This is a genomic window from Duganella vulcania, assembly GCF_009857655.1.
Taxonomy (GTDB): domain Bacteria; phylum Pseudomonadota; class Gammaproteobacteria; order Burkholderiales; family Burkholderiaceae_D; genus Rugamonas; species Rugamonas vulcania.
In genome coordinates this window covers 133,669-154,384 of sequence record NZ_WWCX01000001.1, presented here as the reverse complement: position 1 = coordinate 154,384, position 20,716 = coordinate 133,669, and the positions used below count along the sequence as shown (strand labels likewise).

General features: G+C 59.7%; 20 protein-coding genes and 1 pseudogene. 11 read left to right on the top strand and 10 right to left on the bottom strand.

Annotated features, from left to right (window positions below):
• The first annotated feature begins 5 nt into the window (after positions 1-5).
• From GTP90_RS00665 to GTP90_RS00645, 5 genes are all read left to right on the top strand, one after another.
• A complete protein-coding gene (locus tag GTP90_RS00665; RefSeq protein ID WP_161081639.1) occupies positions 6-209 on the top strand; it encodes a hypothetical protein in 204 nt (67 codons plus the stop codon).
• Between the two features lie 141 nt (positions 210-350).
• The gene (locus GTP90_RS00660) at positions 351-1,268 is read left to right on the top strand and encodes a hypothetical protein (RefSeq protein ID WP_161081638.1); all 918 of its coding nucleotides are present in this window, start codon (positions 351-353) and stop codon (positions 1,266-1,268) included.
• A gap of 183 nt (positions 1,269-1,451) precedes the next feature.
• Positions 1,452-2,018, top strand: a complete 567-nt coding sequence (locus tag GTP90_RS00655) for a hypothetical protein (protein ID WP_161081637.1) — start codon at positions 1,452-1,454, stop codon at positions 2,016-2,018.
• Positions 2,019-2,166: 148 nt separating this feature from the next.
• Positions 2,167-2,859, top strand: a complete 693-nt coding sequence (locus tag GTP90_RS36320; protein WP_175047943.1) for a hypothetical protein — start codon at positions 2,167-2,169, stop codon at positions 2,857-2,859.
• A gap of 447 nt (positions 2,860-3,306) precedes the next feature.
• Positions 3,307-4,452: a hypothetical protein gene (locus tag GTP90_RS00645; protein ID WP_161081636.1), complete on the top strand. Its 1,146-nt coding sequence runs from the start codon at positions 3,307-3,309 to the stop codon at positions 4,450-4,452.
• A gap of 316 nt (positions 4,453-4,768) precedes the next feature.
• On the opposite strand, the gene GTP90_RS00640 is transcribed toward GTP90_RS00645, so the two are convergent.
• The 9 genes and pseudogenes from GTP90_RS00640 to GTP90_RS00600 all read right to left on the bottom strand — a co-directional run bounded on the left by GTP90_RS00640 (position 4,769) and on the right by GTP90_RS00600 (position 13,751).
• On the bottom strand, positions 4,769-5,569 hold the full coding sequence (locus GTP90_RS00640) for an N-6 DNA methylase (protein WP_161081635.1): 801 nt from the start codon (positions 5,567-5,569) through the stop codon (positions 4,769-4,771).
• 117 nt (positions 5,570-5,686) lie between these two features.
• A complete protein-coding gene (locus tag GTP90_RS00635; RefSeq protein WP_161081634.1) occupies positions 5,687-6,766 on the bottom strand; it encodes a hypothetical protein in 1,080 nt (359 codons plus the stop codon).
• A gap of 55 nt (positions 6,767-6,821) precedes the next feature.
• A complete protein-coding gene (locus GTP90_RS00630; RefSeq protein ID WP_161081633.1) occupies positions 6,822-7,181 on the bottom strand; it encodes a hypothetical protein in 360 nt (119 codons plus the stop codon).
• A gap of 101 nt (positions 7,182-7,282) precedes the next feature.
• Complete coding sequence (locus tag GTP90_RS00625) at positions 7,283-8,515, bottom strand: hypothetical protein (RefSeq protein WP_161081632.1); 1,233 nt, start codon at positions 8,513-8,515, stop codon at positions 7,283-7,285.
• 333 nt (positions 8,516-8,848) lie between these two features.
• Entirely contained in the window at positions 8,849-9,070 is a 222-nt protein-coding gene (locus GTP90_RS00620) for a hypothetical protein (RefSeq protein WP_161081631.1), read from the bottom strand.
• Positions 9,071-9,156: 86 nt separating this feature from the next.
• Positions 9,157-11,028 (bottom strand): hypothetical protein, encoded by a 1,872-nt coding sequence (locus GTP90_RS00615; RefSeq protein WP_161081630.1) that lies wholly within the window; start codon positions 11,026-11,028, stop codon positions 9,157-9,159.
• 36 nt (positions 11,029-11,064) lie between these two features.
• On the bottom strand, positions 11,065-11,784 hold the full coding sequence (locus tag GTP90_RS00610) for a DNA methyltransferase (protein ID WP_371875008.1): 720 nt from the start codon (positions 11,782-11,784) through the stop codon (positions 11,065-11,067).
• A gap of 271 nt (positions 11,785-12,055) precedes the next feature.
• A pseudogene (locus GTP90_RS37535) lies at positions 12,056-12,205 on the bottom strand (site-specific DNA-methyltransferase); the annotation flags it as partial.
• A 127-nt stretch (positions 12,206-12,332) separates the two neighbouring features.
• Entirely contained in the window at positions 12,333-13,751 is a 1,419-nt protein-coding gene (locus GTP90_RS00600; protein ID WP_161081627.1) for an N-6 DNA methylase, read from the bottom strand.
• A 374-nt stretch (positions 13,752-14,125) separates the two neighbouring features.
• Between GTP90_RS00600 and GTP90_RS00595 the strand changes: the two genes are divergently transcribed.
• From GTP90_RS00595 to GTP90_RS00570, 6 genes are all read left to right on the top strand, one after another.
• A complete protein-coding gene (locus tag GTP90_RS00595) occupies positions 14,126-15,064 on the top strand; it encodes an alpha/beta fold hydrolase (RefSeq protein WP_161081626.1) in 939 nt (312 codons plus the stop codon).
• Positions 15,065-15,126: 62 nt separating this feature from the next.
• A complete protein-coding gene (locus tag GTP90_RS00590; RefSeq protein WP_161081625.1) occupies positions 15,127-15,423 on the top strand; it encodes a hypothetical protein in 297 nt (98 codons plus the stop codon).
• A gap of 75 nt (positions 15,424-15,498) precedes the next feature.
• Positions 15,499-15,861, top strand: coding sequence for a hypothetical protein (locus GTP90_RS00585; protein WP_161081624.1), 363 nt, complete (start codon positions 15,499-15,501; stop codon positions 15,859-15,861).
• A gap of 43 nt (positions 15,862-15,904) precedes the next feature.
• A complete protein-coding gene (locus GTP90_RS00580; protein ID WP_161081623.1) occupies positions 15,905-17,392 on the top strand; it encodes a DNA cytosine methyltransferase in 1,488 nt (495 codons plus the stop codon).
• Between the two features lie 53 nt (positions 17,393-17,445).
• Entirely contained in the window at positions 17,446-17,772 is a 327-nt protein-coding gene (locus GTP90_RS00575) for a hypothetical protein (RefSeq protein ID WP_161081622.1), read from the top strand.
• A gap of 232 nt (positions 17,773-18,004) precedes the next feature.
• Positions 18,005-18,439, top strand: a complete 435-nt coding sequence (locus tag GTP90_RS00570; protein WP_161081621.1) for a hypothetical protein — start codon at positions 18,005-18,007, stop codon at positions 18,437-18,439.
• 54 nt (positions 18,440-18,493) lie between these two features.
• On the opposite strand, the gene GTP90_RS00565 is transcribed toward GTP90_RS00570, so the two are convergent.
• Complete coding sequence (locus GTP90_RS00565) at positions 18,494-20,713, bottom strand: DEAD/DEAH box helicase (protein ID WP_161081620.1); 2,220 nt, start codon at positions 20,711-20,713, stop codon at positions 18,494-18,496.
• Positions 20,714-20,716 lie beyond the last annotated feature (3 nt).

The window sequence follows — 20,716 nt, the reverse complement described above, 5'->3', positions numbered from 1 at the left end:
GGCCATTGACCACCATCGAGGTGATTCCACGACCCGTGCGCGGCCTGATGGATTTCGTGGCGGCGGCCATCAGGGTACCTATTGACAGGTTTGGTGTCGCTGCTAAGATAGGGGCTACTTCACGGTGCTCGGCACCAGGCAAGCTGCTCGCCAGTCCTCTTAAAGCGCAGCAATGGGCTTTGGCCCTCGATTTCCAGCAGTTCTCCTGAAGAGAGGAGCGCTTTTGTCGCGTCCTCTTTGTCTCTCTGTCGCTTGCGCGGCTTCTTTCCATTCTTTTTTCAACCCCGCGGGGAAACACACGCTATTCCCACCTGGGATAGGCGTGTCTCCGCTTTCTCAAGGAGTAAATCATGTCCGACCTCTACACTATCAAGCAAGATGGCAACTACTACAATGAGCTGCAAGATCTCCATACCGCAATCAACCTCGCGGACGACTTCCTCGGCAGCATGCCTGGAGCTGAGGAAACAACCTTTACGGTCGAAAACCACGAAGGCTATCTGATGGCTGTGGTCACGAATCGCAGGATCATCGGCGCGTTCACCAAGCAACAATGGGGCGGTCGCAAGGGTGATGAGGCTATCCACATTGGTGAGGAAAGCTTCGACGCCACCGACACGATCTTGCTGTTGCCGCACAAGGAGATTGTTGAACTGGATGACAACGACGAAAGCTCCGACGAGATCGGCCGGTTGCACGTTAGCTGGAGTGGCCCGTTCTTTGTTCGCATCGTGGACGCAGTCTGCGCCTATTTTGGTGTGACCGATGTTGAAGAAATCACACCCGAGGCGTTGGCTTATGCCAAGGCGAGGGCGAACCCTCAACAGCCAAAAGAGCAAACCGTCACGTTGGGCTTCAAGCTGCAGTTACGAGTGCAACCTGGGGCGAGCGTGCATGACTGCATCCAGGACATGGGCTGCACGTTCACCTCGAATTCTGTTGGGGTAGTCGTACTCTCGAGCGAGCGTATCCAGCCTTCCCAAACGGATGCCGACGAACAAGCGGCATCCCAACCCACGCACTATATCGGCAAGCTGAAAGAGCGCAACGGGGAGCAGGAATATATCCATTTGTTCCGATTCGTGGCCGACGACCCTGTTCGTTTCATTGACAACATCGCGTCGCGCTTTTATGACGAGGACGGTGGTGAGCAGGATGGCGACGGCTACGCCTTCGAGAGCGGCGCCATGGTTGTGACTCCAGCTGGTTACCAGGAGATTTCCCGCGACCTGTACGTCCAGCTGCACGGGATCGTGACAGGGCTTTAAACAGTCCAACGGGCTTTGCCCGTCGCTGTCCAGAGGTTCTCTCGTAGTGTGGGACGGCTTTGTCGCGTCCCTCTGTCTCAATGTCGCTTGCGCGGCTTTTTCCATTCTTTTTTCAACCCCGCGGGGAACGCACGCCATTCCCACGTGGGATAGGTGTGTCTCCGCTTTCTCAAGGAGCTTGACATGCTGAGTAAAGACGTTCTGATCGAAATCGGTTTTACCTTCGAAGTGGACAGTGGCGATCCGGAGCAGTGGACCTGGCGCTGCGGCGATACCACCTCCACAGTGGAGTTCTTGAAGGAGGACTTCGCCGTTCTGGATGCTGCACACCACGCAGCGGCTCACCTGGAGCTGCATTGCTGCGCCAACTGCGGCAAGGTGCACACTGAAGCCATGTTGAAGGACATCGTCGATCTCGCGTTGCGGGTCGATGCCGGCGACACTGTGCCCTCAGGCGAGTGTCAGAGCTGCGGTGCCTTCTGCCATCCAATGGTCCGCACCGGTATCAAGGATTCACCTTGGGACCAGTTTCAGCAGGTTGTCATCGCGTCGTACAACAATGGCGACCATCTGGCGCAAGACCCTGCCGATGTGCGCAACGTTGGTGACACGCTTCTGACGTTCCTGCTGTTGGAGCTGTCCGAGAAGGAAGATTGCGACAGCGTCTCGACGGCGATTGATCGACTCAATTCGGCGATCAGCCAGCTCGAGAAGGTTCGCGATGCGTTCCAAGAAAAGGCGGCCGGCTAGTCCTTGGCGGCTGTCTGTTAGAAAAGTCAGGAGCGGCCCCGGCTGCTTCCTGACTTTTTCCTTCCCGGCCAATCAACGGCTATCGTTCAATATCTGCGTACATCACTCCATCCTAGCGGGAGTCAATTGTGCGCGCAAAGGAGATCCCATGAAGAAGTTCACCTACGCTGATGGTTTGGCCATCATGATCCTTGCTGCAGACAAGTTGGGCTTGCAGCCACAACTGGTGCATGATGCCCGGCGCCAGCTTGAAGGTGCCGCTATCCATCCGATGACAGGAGCTGCCATCGAAAAGGAGGCCGTCGAAATCAATAATCGTCTGGCGCATGATGTGTCGCTCATCGCCAAGGCCAATGTCGAAGCCGAGCAGCTGAAGGTAGAGTTTGGTTTTGTGGAGCGCCAAGAACCACTCTTGATGGAGTTCGACGTCGAGTTTGAAGCTGTAGGCTTTACCAGTTCGGACTTGTCCGACTGCGAGTTGACGGAATCGGAAGCGATCGGGTTCACGGAGGTTGCAGGTAAGGAGAACACCTTACCTGCGGACGTCGTCGCTGTAATTCGCGGCCATATTTCTGAAGACGACGGACAGGATGACGACGACCAACGCAAGGTGTTTGTGAACGTGACGCTACGCATCCGTGCCAAGGATGAGCAGTCGGCCGAGGCGTTCTCGCCCCCCAGGGCCTTGCTGGCTTCGCTCGCTGACATGATGGCGACTGATGATGCCGGCTCCGTTGATCTTGAGCTGGAAGAGAACTGGGAAGTGATGGCGGTTGACTTGGCCGCTGCCGAGTGCGCCCGTCGCGTGTCTGAACCCAGCTTAGCCGCAGTTGCAGCCTAGGTGAAGCGCATTGTTCAGAAAGGAGTACTGCTTCGATAGAACCCCATCCGCGATGGGGTTTTTTTTCGTCCCGCGATCACAGCTTGAGTATTCGCATCACTGCCGCCAGCTGTTCTCGGTTATAGCCATCACCCATTCGCATAAGTCGCCGCCCCCCATTCTCACTGGGTGCCGCCACCTGTTCTCACTGTTCGCCGCCATTTGTTCTTATGCACAGCCGCCGCTCAGACCGGTGAGATTTCGCGTATTTTTCAGAGGGGCAAGATGATATCCTCTGCCCATCGGCCAAGTTTGGCCAGGGACGGACAGTCACGAACACAGTTGGGGGAACATTTTTACGGGGCTGTGGTGCAAACGTACAGCTCGACTAGAATGATGACGGGTTTTGCCTAGCATGCGTAATACGTTGTCCCTCAACCGCCGTCGACACAGCAGCCAGAAAAAAACATGAAACCCTCAAGCAGAAAAGTAGGTTCCTACAAATCCACCACGGCCTCGGAAACCGCCCCATATACACAGGCCGTCCAGGCCGTTCAGCAAGTGATCGCGGAAGCCGTCCGTCAGGACGACGCCGTCGAGAAGGCAACCGGCGCGCCGGCCTCAATGATCGAAATGATCATCGAAGAGACGTTCTACCTTCTGCACGAGGGCGCTCTCTATTCCGGGATGGGCGAGGAGGCCGTCAGCGCGTCCTTTGCCGCCTCACTGGCCGCTGCTAGCCAAATGTGGCCACGCCTCTGGGTCTGGCCGCGAGATGGGGCTGACGAGCGAGTCCTCTATCAGCACTACAGCGATAAGGAAGAAACCGTGTTGGGTGCCGATTTCAGCCTTATCTTTGTCGATCTGGAACATGGCATCCCTGTCTATCGCGTGATCGTGGTGCAAGCTAAAAGACTCACCGCGCAGGACCCCACGACAGTGAACATCTGGCGCAAGGCCTTTGCCAAAAAGAAGCAGGAAAGTCGCGAAAACAGAGACAGCGACGATCGGGGCGATGCCGCTGCGCGAGGCGGTGAGGATGAGACGGGCGATTGGGAGGACGCGGCTACCGAGCGCCTGGCGAGAGCACTTGCAGACGATAAGCCCATGGAGGCCGATCTCAAACGTGAGGCAGAGAATTACCAACTGACCAGGTTGCTCAATCTGCGCAAGCAGGTCCTGTCAACCGCCCACGCAGAATTCGTCTACGTCGTGTGGCCGGCAAAGCCGAACAAGGGAGAGGTCAAGACCGTACTGTTTGAAGAACTCACTACTATCGCAGAGCAGTTCAAGGAAGAAGGTCAAAAAACGCTCCGAACAAAGGAGAATGAGGAAACGGGCAAGAAAAGATACCCGGTGTCATTTCGGCTGGACGGAGACCAGAGCTTTCGCGATTTTCTTCTGAAGTACACGAAAATCAACTCGATTTCGGAAGCGGAGTTGATCTCGATCCTGCCTGCTATCCGAGAAGAGTCGACCGCGACGATCTTACTCAACGCCAGCGGCCGGGCACTGTCGAAGGAGCTGGAGAAGGAGCTGCGCATTGCGGACAAGCCGCCTTATAAGCCGTCGACTCGAAATGCGAACAGTCGTGGCTTGAATGCCCGGCTATGAAATTTGCGGAATTGGTGTGACTATTCCTAAATGGATGCGACGTTTTGGAAATTAATATGACTACCGGGCCAGCAGTAGCGAAGTCACCCGTTTTTTGCTGAGGTACCCTGGCCGCGACGAGCTTCCGGTTTCGGCCATTAGCGGTCCTTCGCTATCTCTAAAGTAATGACCGCCGCTCAGGCTGAGCGCTGGAGGAGCCACACGAGAACGAGTGGCGTAGGTCAATGAGAACAGGTGGCGGCATCCGATGAGAACGGGGGGCGGCGACTTATGAGGACGAGCGGCGGCGATGCTGAGAATAGTCACACACGTGGCATTATGCGCTGGCGCTGGTCGTCGCGGCCGCGGTTGCTATTTGCTCGCCTTGGCGGTGCAAGCGCATCGCCCAGCCGTCGAGGATGTGCGCCGGCGTGTACCATACCTCGAACTGCTGGAGTGTGAGGGTGTTGCCGTGGATGACCACAGCCGGAACATGCAGCAGTGACAGCTGAATGAAGGCCATCTTGGCCGCCGTCGGGTCCAGGTCGATCGCGGTCACGTGGATGTGCTGCTGGTAGTTTATCCCGCGCATGCGCAGCGCCTCCATGGCGGCGATGATCATGGAGCCTGAGCCGCAGGCCGGTTCGTGCAGGCGCACGTGACCTTCGTGGTCGAGCTTCTCTTGCGTCACGCGCTGCATGGTCAGCCCGGCCATCAACTTGCACATTTCAATGGGTGTGAAGTATTGTCCTGTGCGCGCATTACCCATCCCCATTTCCATATAGACTTCGCCCAGGATGTCCGAAGGGCAGGCGTCCATGGCTTCAACCAGCTCGTGCAGCATTGCAACAAAGCGCGTCTGCTCGACCTTGTTGTAGCGGGCGAGGCGTTCCATGTAGATTGCTTCTCTGCGATCAACCTGCCCGAAGTCGGCCCGCGCCAGCTCGATCGCGGCCACGGTGACGAAGTCGATGAACACATCGCGGTGGTGGTAGCGGCGCGACTGGTCCTCGATCAGCTTGAGGAGCTTCATTTTGTGCTCTTTCGCTTTCTTGGGAAGGGGGGGATTCCCCAAAGCCACCACGTGGGCGGAGGTGGAGAATTGCTGCCCCTGGCGATCATTGATGTCTTGTTTCATGGGACGATCCGCTTGATTATAGAAGTGAAGTTGGTCTGTGCCGTGGTTGGATAGGCGAGGGCATTGAAGCGCTCCAGCCGAATGGTGCAAGGCCTGTGTGTCGATGCGACTCCAACACTAGTGGCGGTGATCCGCCTTGACTGCGCCGTGCGGGGCGCCGCCCTGACCGTTGCCATTGCCGTTGCTGACACCTCGTGCCGGGGCCTGTGGCACCTCCCACTGAACTTGGAGCGGAGACAGGCTGCACAGGTAGTACAGTGCGTCGCGCTCCACGACGGCGCCATACTGGACCTCATAGCTATCCGGCGCCGGCTCGTTGTCCATGGCGATAGCCATTTGATGGGCCAGGTTGTCGGCGCTATGCTCATACCAGGTCGGCAACTGGGCGACGCTGCGCTGAACGGAGATCTTCGTGGTCGGCGGCAGGCTTGGTGCTAGGGCGCACAGCAGTCGGAATGCTTTGATCGCCTCGGCCGCCGTGCCCGGGAATGCCAGCTCGATGTGATGCGCTTCGGCGGTGATGAAGCGGGCAACGGTGGACTGTTGCCAGCCCCAGCGCTCCCATGGCCCGTCACCCACCTTCACCAGGCGCTCGGTCTCACCAATGCGATACACCATGGGTGGGGTCACATCTGGCTTGCTGGTGGTCGTGGGTGGAACGTCGCATTCCCCTTGGAGGGTGTTCGGTTCATAGTGCAGGGCGCGCCATGGCGGCAGGATGCCTTGGGTCCCGAAGAGGTTCAGTACGAGTTCCAGGCTGTGGTAAAGCTCGATTTGCGCACTGCCGTGGTTCAGCGCGACAGCCAAGGTGTTGTGGCCGGCGCTTGCGAGCAGGTTGGCCACAGCGTCGACGTGCTCTGGTGGCACGCCTGCGTACAGTGATGGATCGATACTGAGGTCGATTGTGACGTTGAGCTGCTGGGCCGGGCGGCTCATGGCTTGGCGCCAACGGTGTAGGTAGTCTTCCGGGGTCAGCGTCCCATGTTGACCGACGAGCGGGCCCGCTTCGCATGCCCCGGCGTGCAGGAAGATCTTACCTAGCACTTGGGTGTAAGTGCCGATCGCGATGCAGTTCCAGGTGCATTCAGTCGCAGAGGTGATTTGCTCGTGAGTGCGTTCGTAGAGAAAATAGATCAACGTGCCATTGGTATGGCGAAGCGTACTCGCTGCTTGTGCAATCAATACGGTGGCGCCCATGGTTCCTCCAGTTGGGTGGTGGGTATCTTGGCTGTGGCGTTGCAGCTTGTATGCGCTAGCGTGCGGCCAGCTGCTGGTCATGACCGACCGCAGGGGGCGCTGCGGTCGGGGCAGCCAGGGCCGCGCGCAGTTCCTCGATGATGGTCTGGCGGACATCGAGAAAGGGCCTTTCCATGGTCTGGGTCAGGATCGGCGACATCTGCTCTGCATCTTGGAGAACTTGTCGCAGCGCTTTGGTGTCGCCCTCGCAGGCCAGCGCCTCGTTGACCAGGTGAACCACGCCGTTGCGCCAGTCGAATAAGCGGTTCAGTGTTGCGGCGACATCCTGTTGCGATGCCGTGGACATCAGGTTGTGCTGCGTGATGATATGGTCGCTGGCCTTCAGTGCATCGATGACGATTTGTCGGCTAATCATGCCTTCCTCCTATGGATGAGTCCATGCTACGGATCCGTGTTGCGGATTCAAATTCCAGCAGTGGCGGGTAATGGCGGCCGCGCTTGACGCCGCTAAATTATTCAGTCCGTCATCTGCGCGTGCAGCTTGCCGATGAACTCGGCTTTCTCATTGGCGATCTTTGGGCCGCTGATTGAGAGGTCGTCGTCATGCACCCCGAGCGAGCGAGCCAGGTCTTGTGCCCGCTGCCGTACTTGGGTACGGGTATAGCCTTCCTGCGAGAGCTGTTTCAGTTGTTGAAGGGCACGGGCGGACGATACCGGTCGCAGGCGTTCATACAGCTGGCCGATCTCGGTGTCGAGTCGGGCAGTGATGCAAGGTTGGTTCAGCTGTAGGGAGGCGCTTTTCTGCCCGAGGGCCTGTGCCAGCTGCGCCTTGCTATAGCCTGCCTTCAGAAGCCGGTTGACCAGGGCCCTGGCGCGGTTCGCCGGCACCAGGATGTGAGTCGACAACGCCGACTCGGTGAGCGACAGAATCATGCGTTCGGTTTCCGCGCGTACGTGCTTTTGTCGTCCGCTGAGAATCTTCCGGAGGATTTGCTCCGCCACGTCACACGCTTGTGAGATGACGCGTAGATGCACACCCTTGTTTGAGAGATGTTGCAGGTGTTGGAGCACGGGTTCTGCCGACACGATGCCGTTCCAGTACCTGGTCGTCTCATTGGCCTGCTGCAGGACTTGGTCCGACGACAGCGGCTGCGCCTTTTGCTCGGTTGGCGCCTTCAAGGCAGGGAGCAAGCGTTCGTGAAGACGGCGCACCTCGTAGTCGCTGCGCACCGTGACACGCGTCTTGCTCAGCTGCAGGGCGCCGTTTTTCAAACCTAACGCCAGTGCCAGTTGTCGCTTGGTGTAGCCAACGTCCAGTAGCTCATTAATCATTGCCCACGCTGCCGCGGCCGGCACCAGGCTTCGGTCGGACGCCGCGGCCTGCGTGACCGCAAGGATGGTGCGCTCGGTACGCGCCCGGATACGCAGCTTGCGACCGTTCAGGATTTCGCCGATGATCGGTTCTGCGACGTCGCACGCTGCTGAGACAGAACGACGGCCAACGCCTTTGCTGGAGAGATCCTTGAGGTGCTGGCGTGCACGTTCTGCCGAGACGATGCCGTTCCAGTCGCCGGCACTTTGTGCCTGCTTTCTCGACTTGGCGTATGCAGCATTGGCGGCGCGGCATTGCTCACAGCGGCAGCCCGCCAGGTAGCGGATGCGGTCACCATGCGCCCGGCCTTCGGCGATCACAGACAGTGGTTTCATGCCTCGCGAAGCGAATTGGTGCTGGGTGGTGGTCATCTCCATCAGTGTTCTCCGTTGCCAAGTGGGGCGGTGCTGCTGCAATGCCGACCGCGATACCGGACAAGCTACCGAACGAAGATGCGAAATCAAATTATGAGCGCCAGATCCCAGCGCTGGAGTTGGCGACTAGATGGTGCGCCTGGGACGAACACCAGTTTGGGAGGGCCTACGGTGTGCCAGGGCAGCACTATGGCGAAGGAAGCGAGGAGGTTCGGCGTGCTCTGTCCGCGCCGTGTGATGGGCGGGAAAGGTGCGCGCGGCGCCGTCTGGATGGCCCGGCGCCCCGTGCTGGGCTGTGGGATGCTACGGCTGCTGCGGGCGGATAGGCTCGCGCGTCTAGGGCTGCTGTCCGGCCATCCACATCGGCTGGCGCAGCCGGGCACAGAATTGCTTCATCCGCTGATCATGTTTAGCCGCCTTGTCTTTGAGAATTGCGGCATTCTGCTGCCGGCCGCTGTGCGCCGCCGCGATTGCCTTGCGGCGTAGCGACCCGGCGGTGGCATGCTCATGATGGACTTTGTTGCCCAGCAGGCTCATGTATTGGATGGCTTCGTTCATGACGGCGCTCCTCGTTTGTGATTGACCAGGTGTGTGATCCACTGGTAGGTGGATTGGTACCCAGAATACGGAGCGGTGCGTCAAATTCAAATTGCGAGCGTTGCGCGCTTTCCCGTTGATTTGGCGGCCGGCCCTGCGGCTTGGGTTCGGTGGAGGCCCAAATTCCCCACGCTCTCGTCATGCAAGCAGACTGACGCTTCGACCATACGATTTGAGCTGGTGCAGCACCGCTCCGGTCCAAAACACCACCGATCGTGGACGTCGAACGGAATTGCTCTGCCCTCACCGCGGTCGAATCGGTCACTTGTTGTCCAAGACTGCAAACGACTCCAGCCACGTAGAAATGCCGGCAGATCCTGTTCGTCACCTAAGCCCAGCATCTTGACCAGTTCGGTGCTGTCGGCCGGCGAAAGGTGCGCAACGACGGTCACCGGCTTCTTTGGATTCAGAAAGCACATTGGGCTATACGTTTTGCGCTTTGGGTTCTGGTTGTAAAGGTGCGGGCAGTTCACCGCGCGGAAATCGTCTTTCCTCCATTGCACGCTGCAACACTGCAGGGCTGTTGCAAGGTTTTTGGAGAGTCTGGTTTTGAACCATTCCTTGTGCTGGTTCCAGGCGTGTTCAAAGTGATGGTTTCCCCAGGCCAGTATCCAAGTGAGTAGGTTGCGTGCGAAAAGAGCCTGGCGGGCGGACTCGACCTCCGCGCGCGTGCCGGCCAGGTCGGGCGCCGCCGCGCGCAATTGAACGTGCGTCTCATGCATGCGGTCCGATTCGTGGCTGCCCGAGCGTGGCCACTCCGCGAAGGCCTTGCTCGTCAGCGAAATTCCGTAGGTACTGGTGCCTGAGGTTTGGAAGAAGTCCGCCTCGCACATGCCCTCAATTGCACCCTGAAGGAACTGCCGCTCCCACGCCGCGAACTCGAACTGGTCGATGGTGTTGGCGATCGAGAGGGGCGGTAGGCTCCAGTTCGCATCAATCAGCGCGAGCGCTTTGGAGTCCGATAGGGGCAGTGCGAGTGCCCGCGCCATCGTTTCCACCAGCTCGACATCGTCAGGCGCTGTCGCGGCCATGCGCTGAGATGCCATCTCCACTACCATCGCCACCCACAACAGTCGGTCCCGCGGTAGCCGCTCCAGACCACAGAGTTGATTGTCGTTCGATTCCGTCATCGCCACAGGCGGGTGTTCCTGTGACTGGAGGGTGCTCCAATCTGGATATCGCTCGACTGGCGTATCCAGGTCCAATCGCTCGGCCATGTGGTGGTTTGTCGCGCGGTTTTCGGCCAGGCTTCCTTGGCTAATCGACAGCGAAGAGAGGTAGGCCGCCTTGCCTGGTTGTTTGATGCCGATTGCTGTGTGATGCCGGCCCACGCGTACCAAGTGCGCGCCAAAGGGGAGACCTGTGCGTAGGGCATCGACAAATGCCGGCAGATCGGGAAATGCTCTGATGGTCGGACATAATGGCACGTGGGCCGCCATTGGCAGCGGCTCGCAGGTGAGCCAGCGCAGCGTCAGGCCTTTGTGCATGGCGTAGATGGCGTCGCGCAGGCAGATGGCAAGTTCGCGCGGCTCTGGCCGGCCAAAGTCCGGAGAAATTTCCCCCAGCGACGTCGCGACGCGATCCAGGAGCCGTTGGCGTGGCCCGTCAATGCGCTCAAGCAGCTTGCGCTCGAGGCATGTGATTTGGTGAAGTCGCTCGACATAGCCCGCTTCACGCAGTACCCGTCCCAGATTGACCTGCGATCCGGTGATGGTCGCTTCGATCATCTCCGCCAGAATGAGCGCAGCTGACAGGCCGGTCGGATCGGCCGTCATCATCATCGCGGCGTGGTCGTTCCATGCGTAGCCAAGATAGTTGCCTTGGTCACGGCCGTCGAATTTTACGAGGTTCTCTTCGCGGCTGCGGAAGGCCACCAGTTGCTCTGCCAAGCTGCTTACTTCTTCGAATGCGATGACCATGGTTTGAGATATTTCCCTTCTGTAGGATGGCTGAACTTACAGGACGTCCAGTGCCAGTTCGAATCCCTCGAACTCGGTGAAGCGTTCTGCCGCGCCCCGGATGTAATCAAAAACGACGTCCGTTGCGATCCACGGCCGTCCTTCCAGTTCACACGCAAGACCCGTGGTTAGGGAACCTCCGAGAGGATCCACACAGAGCTGGCCGACGTCGCTTAAGAACCGCACCAGTTTTCGTGCCAGTGCGAGGGGCATGGTCGCGCCATGCGGGACCAGGCCCAGCTCCTTGGCCCGCCGCTTGTACGCGCGTTGGCTAGCGCAGACGTTCGAGATCTCGAGCACGTTGCGCATGATGCGTCCCGCTGTGGGCTTGCCGTAGGAACCCGGTTTGATGCGGTAGGCGCCGTCGCCGTTGATCGCCGTGCGGTTTTCCCCGCCGCGTGCGATCAGTTGCAGGTGCTTTTCCGTGTGAGGTTCCAGTTCGCGCTGGTTGTTCGCGATGCAGTGTTCCGGGTCGTTGCTAAACCAGATGCAGTATTCGGCGGCGTCGTGGCACTGGATGCGTTTTTTGGCGCTCCAGGCGATCGGACCCGGTGGCTTGTTCGAGCGCCAGGTGATGGTATTCATGTAGAACAAACCGAGGCGCCTTTTCAGGTCCACGATCAGTTCGTGGATGTAGGTCGATTTTGCGGGGCTGCCCTTGATGTAGACATCGCCCAGCTGCAAGCAGACGTTGCCGCCCTTCGCAAGGTTGCGCACGATTGGCTCCAGGGTACTCGACGATGAAGTTACCGTAGTCCGCGATGCTCGGATTGCCGTAGGCGCGCGGGCGATTGAGGGGAAACGGTGGAGACGACAGGCAAAGAAATATCGGCTCATCCAAACGCTCGAAGACGGGCTTGCAGTTCGACCAGATAGCGACACCCAGCTTCGTGCTAAAGCCCAGAACACTCACACCATCCTGGATCTTGCGCAGTTTTTGGCGCCCGCCTTCAGTAAGCTCCCAGACGCCGCGCTGGTCCGCGACGCGTTGGATCAGGCCAAGGTCGGCCAGGTCGCGCTGACGCCACCGCATCGCGCGCTTGATGGTGCTGCGCTGCACTGCCGCGTGCCCGACCGGGGAGGTGGCATTGAGGTCAGCTTTGCTAATGCCCGCGCGCCCGGCAGCGATGCGGTACATCTCCTCATTGGTTAATCTCCCGTCCGAGGGCTGGGTGTACGCTGCTGCCACGTGGTGAAACAGGTCCAGCTGGCGCTGGGAGGCTTGCATGGTCATTGGGCTAATTCCTTTGGTGTATGCGGCGTGATCAGATGGCGTTCAAGTCGATGGGCATGTCGCGCAGGACGGTAGCGGTTAGCTCGAACCAGTCCTCCTCCAGGGGGCGCGCACGTTCTTGCATCCACTGCTGTGCGATGGGGGCCATGAGCGCGCGCTCGATGGCGCTGAACATCGCCGGGTCGTTGGGCGTGATGCTCAAGTGGTGGTCGATGGCTAGCACGCCTGCCGGCAAGCGGATGGCCTGGGGCGTCCGGCTAATGCGCCGCACCAGCAGTGTCGGTTGATCCAGGGGCGTGTTGTGAAACGCCTCCGGCGGCACCCACGGAGTGTTGCGGCGTTTGCGCAAAGCACTTGGCGGCATCAGATGCATATTCGCGTTCAAGTGTTTTATGACTTGCTCGCTCGGGAGCGTCGCCGGCGTAGTGCGGATTGCATAGCGAGTGGGCGCCTGCAAGGTATCGTCAACGATATCCTTGGCGCCGGCCACCGGCACCAGGACGTCATCGGGTAGGCCGCTCGCGCGCGCCTGTTCTGCGGTAACCAGAAAAACTTCGTCCGGACCCAGCCATGAACCAAGTCGCACAGTCGCCAGATCGCGCAGCTTTGGATAGCGCCCGTAGTCCGTGGTTGTCGCCGATGGATAAATGGGTTTCTTGGTCAGTTCTTGGCCGCTGCCGCCGCCCAGCACAATGGCGACCGGATGGACGCGAGGCAGTGTGCCGGCCCGGCGGGACTTGGGCCGGAAGAAGGAGGACTTGCAATCGAGTTTGGCCATGTGGCGAATGCGCAGTTGGCTTCCAAGCGTTTCGCGCAGGATTGCCGCGCCCTGGGCGTACAGCCACCGGTCGGCGCCGACAATGCCAATTTGACCTTCACGGGTGATCGCCTTTGAGCTTTTCAGAAGGAAGCTATGCAGGAGATCTTGCACCGCGTAGCTGGGCAGGAGAGCGTCGTATTCGTCGCGCAGCAACTGGGGGATCTTGTCGCGGCGCAGATATGGAGGATTGCTAGCTACAGTCGTGACCGCGCCAGACAGCTCCGCCTGCGTCAGGAAGTCCTGGTTCTTCACGATCGTGGTGGCCATGACGTGCGCCGTTTCATGTGAGCGCCCATGGCGTTGAAGTGTTGCCGACACGCGGGCGCGGGCTTGTTGACAGGCCTGCTCGTGAATTTCCCAGCCCTCCACTCTGGCCAGTAGGTCCTCGTCCGTGACATCGCCACTCTCCAGCAGCTTTTCGACTGCCCGCACGAGAAATTGGCCATTCCCCGCGGCCGGATCGAGCAGCCGGCCACCGCATTCGGGCCACCTCAGCCGGTTGAGGAGATCGTCGACCACTGGGGTGACGGTGTAGAAGTTCGTGGCTTGGTGCAGCTGCTCGACAGCGTCCAGTCTGGCCTGTTGGGCGTCTAGGTCCACAAAGAGCGGGAGATTGATGGTGTCGAGCATGGCGGTGTTGTAGGCCTTGTATGTGGATCGGTGGGGTTGGTTGTACGGAAAAGTCTACTGGTTCGGTGTTGTCAGTTCCAATTGCTGGGAGAGCTGATCAGGCCACGTTAAGCGTTGGCCAGTGCGCCCCGCCCAATTGGCAGCGGCCGCATCGTGCGATTCGAAGTCATCACGAAAAGTGGGCTCGGCATGTGCGGGGTGGGCCGGGAGGCAGCTGCAGTCGCAATTTGCGAAAGACGCCGTAAATGGCGTTCTTATGCCGATCCAAGGTCGCCGCCCTGTGATTTAATTGCCAGAATGATAGGGTTTCCAGTCATCAAGTTTTACTCGATGGAGCCGAACCATATGTTGTGGACCCGGAGGCGATGCGAATCATGAGCGAGGTTGACCTGAATGGGAATGAGGCTCAGGGCGGCGCAGAGACAGCGTTTGCCGGCGACCCGCTTGTCGCCCAGCTGGAGTGGCGCCGTCGCGCAGTAAGGGTCAGTCACGCGTACTTCCGCAATCGGCTCGGCATCGACGTTGGATATTCGATTTACCGGCCGCGTTCCGGGGACTACCAGCAGGTCTTGGTCGTCGCACCTGAGTTGGGCGTGCCGCGGGCGGCATATGACAGGTTTGCCGCGCATATGGGCTTTGACCATGTCGTGGTCACCTTTGATGCGGCTGGGATCGGGGACTCGCGCCTGGCAACGCGTCGCAAGGTGATCACGATGCACGATTGGGCCAGCGATCTGAACTACCTGGTTACGCTCATCAGCGACCAATTTGGGCGCGACGTCGTTGGTGTCGGTCACGGCCTGGGCGGCGCATTGTTTGGTCTATGCGGCCACCGTCATATCGGAAAACTCGTTCTGGTGGCGGCGGCGGACCCGTACTATCGATTGTGGCCCCGCTCCCAGCAGCCGCTCGTGTTGGGGCGCTGGGCGCATGCGTATGCCAATGCGCTCGCCGGCGGCGTGTTGACGTGGCGCGGCGCTCGGCGAGCCCCACCCGCGCCGGCAGAAGTTGTGCGTACGTGCGCGCAGTGGAGCTTCACCGGATCGCTGCTGCGTCCGCGGAGCCTTGACGCACAGCGCGAGAACGTTTTGCATCAAGCGCCTGCGCTGGTTGTTTTTGCCGACGACGACAGGCTTCTTGCACCCCGGGGTGCTTGCCTTGCTCTGGCCGACAAGTTGGCACCCACCGAGACCGAATTGCTGGCGCTGTTTCACTGGGACTGGGCGCGAGAAGGTATCCGCCATTTTGGCTACTTCCACGACGTCACGGGTGCGCGCTTGTGGAACCGGATGAATCGGTGGATCTGCGCATGAATGGCCAGTCGATGTTATGCCAGGGTAGGTTTTTTTGAAGCTGTGGATTAGGGAGAGTCGCAATGCCAAAAGATTTCCATCACGATCTGTCGTATGACCCCAACCGTTTCGTCGATCTGCTCCTTGAAAAAATGAGCCTGAAAAACGATGCGGCGCTGTGCCGCGTCCTGGAGGTGGCGCCTCCGATCGTAAGCAAGGTGAGGCACCGGCGCCTCCCGGTTGGTGCCGCGCTCTTGATCCGGATCCACGAAGAGAGCGACATCCCACTTCGCGATCTGCGCTTGATGCTCGGTGATCGCCGCAGCAAACAGCGCTTGAGCAACGGTCCAAACAAAGCGGTGGCGGCGCGGGCAGCGTAACGCCGCGCATCGTCTCGGCAATTTGATTTGCGGTGCGTGATCAATAAAATTGTCTCGTTATCGAGGAAAGGTCCTATGTCGTTGATTGCCCACACCTGTGACGCTCCGAAGGCCAGGCCGACGCCGTTGGTTGGCCTGACGCCGGCCCGGCCCGTGACAGCCATCGAGGCTGACCTGCTGGCGCTGCTGGATCGCCAAGGGTGTATCCGCGGAACGGCCCAGGTGGGCTATGAGCTCTGGCCGGATCATGAGATGCAGGCCCAGGGCGCCGCCATCGCTGCGGCAAAGGTGATCGGCAAGCTGCGCGTGCTGGACATGGTTCTGGTGTCCAAGAACGGTGAGACCTACTCGTACGAGATCAGTGCAATGGGGAAGGTGGCATTGGAAGCATTTCGGTCCTCCAAGATCGATCCACGCCAGCTCTCACTCATCGACTGACCTATGCGCCTTCGCGCCCATCTGCTATTGAAAGGTCACGTTCATGCTCAATACCGCGCCCCATGTGAAACCGTCTGTCATCATCTCTGCGCATGTTCCGGATCTCATCACCAAGGAACTGGCGCTGGTGAGGCACGGTGATCAGCGCAAGATTCGGCTGTCGACCAATTTCCTGCCTCTGATGGGCTTTGAACCGGGGCGGCGACATAGCGTGGAGGTGCTGCCCGGCGCTGAAGGCTTGCGCTTGGCGTTCGATCCCGCCGGCCGCCAAAAGGTCTACCAGCGCCGGTATAACCAACGCAAGAACAATCCATTCGAGGCGCAGATCGAAGTGAGTTCGAGCCAGCTCCTCGACGCCGCGATCCCAGGCTGCACTGAACGCATCCACTGCACCATGCGCCATGGCGAAATTCTGATCCGGCCGCTGGCCAACCGGACCTTTTCGATTCGACGCAATCTCGGCAAAGCGGCCGACCCCTTTGCGGCAATGGTGGCGATGAGTAGCGGCATTGACGCGCACACGCTCGGCGCAGCGGGGTTTAACGTTGTGGCAGGCCTGGACTACAGGCCGCAGGAAGCGCGCGACAAGCGTGACCTGACCGAATCGGGGGCGTTGACCTTTTTGGCGAACAACGCGCCTCGCTATATGTTCAACGAGGACGTGACCAAAGTCGACTGGAGCAGACTCGTTCGGGAAATGGCTGACGTGCCCCAGTTGGCGGTGCTGCACATGTCTCTGTGCTGCGACGATTTTTCGACGATGAAGGGTGGGAACCTGCGCCGCCTGGCGATCGAGGATGCAACTTCAACCCGCGACTTGACTTACGACTTCTTGCGCGGGATCGAAGTACTCATGCCGGCTGTGGCTGTGCTTGAGCAGGTCGTGCCATACGGGCAGTCGCCCGAATGCGTGATGTTGGCATTGCGGCTGCGCCGCTGGGGCTACCATGTTGCCCAGGCGGTCCTCCCGGCCAAGCTGATGGGTGGCTTGACCGGCCGCAACCGCTTCTACCTCGTCGCCTCGGTCTACCCAGGTTTCCAAATGCCCGAACCTGCTAGTCCCCGGATCGCGCCCTTGTGGCAGGAGATCGAACCTTATCTGGCAGGCTGCCGCGACGTCAGCCACACCCGATCCCTGCAAGAAGGGATCCGCGTGGGCCGGGCGCGGGTCATCCGGCCAGACTCGCTCTATTCCCCCACGCTTGTCAAGAGTCAGGCTCGGCAGTCCAAAGACAGCGTATACATCGAGATGCCCGACGGCCGCTACCTGCTGCCGTCCGAGGAGTTGCTGCGCTTCCTCTCCGGCATCCCGGCCTCGTTTAGCTTCGCTTCCGTCGCGGCCGAACAGTGTGCCGAGCAGATTGGCCAAGGGATTGATGTCCCGATGCACGCGGCGTTGTGCCGGGCGGTGCACGAGCACATTGGCGCCAATGTCGGTCGTCACTCCGCAGTCGTTGTCAGCCCCGCGCCAGGGCGCAATCCCGCGGCGGCGCCAGTGCGTCATCGTCATGGTCAATTGGCCCTGTTTTGACAGTCAACCCAGTTTGCAGTTTCCTTCCACCTCGTCATTAGGAGTCGCTCGTCATGGCATTTCTTGAATTTCTCGCTTGGATTTTTCTGATGCCCGTCGTGTGCATCTGTTTGGCCGTCAATGAATCGCTCCGCGAATTGTTCCGCAACTTCGAGCCGCTGTCCTATCTCACTGGCCTCTGGATGTGCGTCGGTGGCCTGGTCCTTTGGCCGTTCGCGGAGCCTGACAATGCGCCTTACCAGAACGTCGTTCAGGCCTTGGCGCGCGCCTCGATTTGGGGCCTGGACGTTGCGCAGTGGTTCGTCGTTGTCGGCCCGGTCTTGCTGATTGTCTCCGGCATGATCCGTCTCGTTCAGCGCAGGAACACGTTGGGCGGCTAAGGCTCATCGGCGAATATTTTGCGTGTGGTTTAGTGCCCATCCGATGGCTGGGCGCGGTGCTCATTGTTCGCGAGCGGCGCTGGTCTCGGTATCGGGTGCGCAAGGCTGGCCATTGTATTGTGGCCATCCAAGGTTATCTGGCTGGAGGCTGGTGTATGGCCCTTCAATACAATTTTCAGGCCGATAGCGGTTATCGGTGCCGACTAACTAGCGATCGAGTAAAGGAATGGAAATGCTAACCACTGATGATTCGAACAACTTGCCAAGGTCATCGATGCGCGCGCCTACATTGCTAAAGGTTAAGGCTATGTTGCTCTATAGCCTCGTACTTAGCATGGTCGTGTTCCCAGTTTGCGGCTGGGTACCAGGTGCATTTGGCGAACATGTCGCGCGGAACTCGTTGATGATGCTGGTTGTGCTCCTCCTGCCATTGGGAAATTTGAAGATGCCGTGGTGGCAGAGTTCACTATTGAGCGTACCAATTGGGGGCGTGATGCTGTCCGTGCATGCCTATTTGGCTTACCAATACAATGGCTATCAGTTCACTGCGCCGACCACAAATGCCTGGCTGCTGGCGTCGTCCGGCTTCTATATGGCGGCAGCGGTCTTTGGCGCCTGGATCGTTCGGCGCCTGTTATGGTGGGAATTCAGGGCATTTGGCGTTTGAAAACTCGGCTGTCAGTTTTTCGGATTGCCGGCGGTGAATGCACCGCCAATCAGTTTAAGTAGCTGTATCCGCAGCCGGTTGGGTAGGCGCTGCTGCTTCTGGCCTGTCGCGCAATGTGGCAAGAAATTCGAGAGCGCCCGCGAGGTCCAATTTGCTGGTGGCATAAGACTTCCTTAGGATTGACGCGGGCACCGCCCAGTCATATTTCTCCGCGGCCGGGATTGCGGTCCCGGCCAATATGCCTTCGGGGTCGCCGATATCGGACTGGCACAGCGTCGGCAGCATGGCGGTGAGTTCCTGCTGCGTGATGGCTGCGTCCAGATAAAATCCCATGTTGACGGCGTCGATGTCTTCGGTGCCAAGTATGACCTGGAGCGCGTTGTTCAGGCAGTCGCCTTTCCAGGTCATGATGAGGCACCGCTCCTGCACTGCGATGATCGACCTGCTGGTTAGTTGCGCAGCGATGGCGAACGTACGGGCTTCCTGTAGCAGTTCAGCCGCCTCGGCGTCGAGGTAGCGGATGTCGTCGGACGTTGAGAGGATGCGCAACATTTCCTCGCGGACGCGGTCGTGTACCGGGCCTTTTGTGCCGGGAAACTGCGCCGCCTGGCCGTGCTGGTCGGCGCATACGTGGATCTGCCGCGTTTTCTCGTTGATCTGGAGGACGCGCCAGCGGCGCCCGCCGAAGATGATTCCCTGGCCCTCGCACAGCGCGGCCGCAACAGGAGCGCTCCCCAGAACCTTGCTGTCGGCAATGATGTCGTAGTCGTCGTCGCACTGGAAGGCGCAGTAGAAGTCGTGCTTTTGCACCAGGTGCTCACCGCGCGCGCCGAGGAGCAGTGTGCCTTGCTGGTCCTGGGTGATCAGGTCGCGCCCGCCCATCATGCGCAGCAGACTGACAAAATCGTCCTGCTCGATCGTTGAGAAGGGGCCGCTCGCGACGAGTGTCCTCCAAAGTTGTCCAGCCGTCTGGCCGCCGCGCTGCGCGATCACGGACATCAATTGCTGGACCAAGGTCGAACCGTGTAATGCGAGTGGATCGGGCGGCTCGCACCAGCCCTGCAGCAGGAGATTGATCATGGCAATAGTTTGCACCATGCCGGCGCGGACTCGGTCTGAGAGGGTGGAGCGTTGGTCGATGGTGCGCTCGATCTCGTAGCAACGCAGGATCGCTGGCATTCCCTTGCGGCGCCCGGATCGTCCGAGGCGCTGCCGTAGGCTGGCCACCGAAGGTGGTGCCCCAATTTGCGCGATGGATTTGACCGGGCCAATGTCCAGGCCCACCTCTAAGGTTGACGTACATATTGCGCTTGCCGGCTGGGAGCCGCGTTTGAGTGTGCGTTCAGCTTCCTCGCGTAGTTCCTTCGAAAGCGAGCCGTGGTGGGGGAAAAAGGCGTTCGGGACCTGGTCTCGCTCGCAGTACGCGCGCAGCAGGTCTGCGTATATCTCAACGTTGCCGCGGCTGTTGGGGAAAATGAGGTTGTTCTCGCCGCGCATCGCGTTGTAGAGATGCTCTGCGATTGCTTCCTCGCAGGCTTGGTAAGCTTTGATGGCCTCGTCCCGGGTGTTGGCCGGCCCCATGCGGTAGCCTTTGAGCTGGACCTTCAAGCCGTTGCCGCTGTCCTTGGAAACGATCAGCTGGACCTCGGCAGCGGCGCCTGGGCGCAGAAATTGCTGAGCCATGGCCATGTCGCCCAGCGTTGCTGAAAGGCCTGCCCGCGCGACCTTGCGTTTGGCAGCCAGTTCGATGCGGTGCATAAGCGATTGGAGTTGTCGCCCGCGCTCCGTGCCGAGAAAGACGTGCATCTCGTCGACCACGATGTAGCGCGTGCCTGCGAAGATGGATGCCACGTATGGTCCCCGGTTCACGAAGATGGCTTCGAGCGACTCCGGCGTGATCAAGACAACCCCTGCCGGACGCTTCGCAAAACCAGCCTTTTTCGACCACGCGATATCCCCGTGCCACGGGGTCACCTTGACATCGAGCCGGTCACACAGTTCGTTCATGCGCTTGAACTGGTCGTTGATCAGGGCCTTTATCGGCGCGATGTAGATTACGTTGGTGATGCTGCCCGGATCCCGCAGTAAATTCGACAGGATGGGTAGAAAGGCGGCCTCGGTCTTGCCGGCGGCAGTGCGCGCGGCGATGACGACATCGCGGTCCGCGCCGATCAGCGCGGGGATGGCCCTGTCCTGGGCGTCGCGCAGTGTCTCCCAACCCTGATCCCAGATCCATCGCTGGATACGTGGGTCGAGCAGCTCGAAGTTGCCCATGGT